The organism is Pseudomonas mandelii, assembly GCF_002251635.1.
GTDB classification, from domain to species: domain Bacteria; phylum Pseudomonadota; class Gammaproteobacteria; order Pseudomonadales; family Pseudomonadaceae; genus Aquipseudomonas; species Aquipseudomonas mandelii_B.
Window position 1 is genome coordinate 1 of record NZ_NMOJ01000176.1, and the last position, 1,939, is coordinate 1,939.

Here is a 1,939-nt window from a genome sequence, read left to right on the forward strand (position 1 = left end):
ACAGTCCCGCNTNCGGCGAAACGGTGATGGATTGGGTCAAGGGCTGGATGAATTAAGCTAAAGAGGGTTTCAAGTGAACAAGTGGTTGATTCCAGCGGTTACCGCCGTGGCTTTGCTCAGCGGTTGTTCCTCCGTACAACGCGGTTCGATTCCGGTTGTGGACTCTGGCAGTGCTGTCTCCAACAGTGAGCGAGTGTCGGCAAATGGCGGTTTCCGTCAGACGACGACTAAACGTCCTGTGCAAGCCCAGGCTCAGGCGATTCCACAAGGCGACACGGGTGTCGTCGTGATGGTGCCGGGTGGCGGAGCAGTGGCCTCGGCACCGATCAGCACCGGTCCGATTACGCCTGGCCCGATTACCCCGGGGCCGATCGACACCTCGCCGGTACAGTCGGCACCGATCAATCAGGGCAGCTACAGCATGCCGTCGACGCCGAGCGGGATTCCTTCGGCGAGCTCCGGCGGCTTGTCTGCCGATGAACAGCTGGATGGCCCGGTACTGGCATTGTTGACCACCGCTCAACAGCAACAGGCCAGCGGTGATCTCAACGGTGCATCCTCCAGTCTCGAGCGTGCCCAGCGTGTTGCACCGCGTGAGCCGCAAGTGCTTTATCGTCTGGCTCAGGTGCGCATGGCCCAAGGCGATGCACCACAGGCTGAACAGTTCGCCCGTCGTGGCCTGACGTTCGCCAATGGTCGTCCGGCGCTTCAGGCCAGCCTGTGGGAATTGATCGCCCAGGCGCGTGAGAAACAGGGTGATTCCGCAGGTGCGGCGCTGGCCCGTCAGAAGGCCAAGGTTGTATCGTGATGGATGCACGCTTCCCCAAGATTGCCGAGCAACTGCTGTTGATCGAGCGTGAGCTACGGGTTCAGGGATGGTGGGATGAAGTTGCGCCCTCCGCTGAAGCGTTATCCAGCGTCGAACCTTTTTCGGTCGATACGCTGGATTTCGAGCAGTGGCTGCAATGGATCTTCCTGCCGAAGATGAAGGTCATCCTCGAACAGGATTTGCCGCTGCCCAACGCATCAGGGATTCAGGAGATGGCCGAAATGGTCTTCGCCGCCCGCAATGTTCAGGGCAAGGATCGCTATTTGCAGGTCTTGCTCAAAGAGTTCGACCTACTGATCACCGCCTCTCGCTGAACCGGATACTGCCAGTGCCTACTGGCAGTTATCCCCAATCTGTTTTTGTGCTTCGGTAATGCGTTCCTGACGCTGCTCGTCATTGAGACGGCGCATCTCACCGTCGACTTCCTCGCGCAATCGCGGATTGTTCTGCAGCTGGGCCAGGTTTGTTCGCGCCTGCTCGCAGAACACCTTTAGCTGGGCTTGCTGCTCGGCGACCTGCTTTTTCACTGTGTTGTCGATGGCCTGTTGATCGCCAATCGCCGTGCTGCGCGTTGGTGCAGCGGGTTTGCCGGCAGGCGGGGAGGGCGTCACCACGGTGGTGGCCTCCTGGCCTTGCGGCGGTTGCGCGTCGAAGTGGGTCACGCCTTGGGCGTCGACCCATTTATAGATCTGACCGGCCACACACAATGGGCTGATCAGCAAAGTGACCATGAAGAACGTTCGCATGCCATTTCCTTGCCAGAGTTGCGCAATTGAAGCTAACACAGTTGCGGTTTAGCGGTTTTTTCTTGCTTTCTCATGTGCTTACTTCAATAAAGCACATAGACGGCTTGACTTGCAGAGGACGAAACAGAAGAATCCAAAGTCCGCTGTATCGGGACTGCCAGAAGCAGGCCCGCTCAGCAGATCATGAGGCGCACACCCGCGCCGACCTGTAACACCCGCAACGCGTTACCTCGCGCTGGGTGGGAAAAGCCCGCAACACTTGGGACGATCCCAATACTTGCTCAGTCAGTGCTGACGTAGTCGGCGACCACCGTCGCTCATGCTCTGTTGAGAAGTAAACCTATTAAGACCCGTCGNNGTTTAT

General features: G+C 58.4%; 3 protein-coding genes. 2 read left to right on the forward strand and 1 reads right to left on the reverse strand.

Annotated features, from left to right (window positions below; all coding sequences use genetic code 11):
* The first annotated feature begins 73 nt into the window (after window positions 1-73).
* On the forward strand, window positions 74-808 hold the full coding sequence (locus tag B7L09_RS22010) for a tetratricopeptide repeat protein (protein ID WP_094470628.1): 735 nt from the start codon (window positions 74-76) through the stop codon (window positions 806-808).
* The gene (locus B7L09_RS22015; protein WP_094470629.1) at window positions 808-1,143 is read left to right on the forward strand and encodes a YqcC family protein; all 336 of its coding nucleotides are present in this window, start codon (window positions 808-810) and stop codon (window positions 1,141-1,143) included. The genes B7L09_RS22010 and B7L09_RS22015 overlap by 1 nt, the downstream gene beginning before the upstream one ends.
* Window positions 1,144-1,161: 18 nt before the next feature.
* Here the strand turns inward: B7L09_RS22015 and B7L09_RS22020 are convergent, their stop codons facing one another.
* Entirely contained in the window at window positions 1,162-1,575 is a 414-nt protein-coding gene (locus B7L09_RS22020) for a DUF4124 domain-containing protein (protein WP_094470630.1), read from the reverse strand.
* Window positions 1,576-1,939 lie beyond the last annotated feature (364 nt).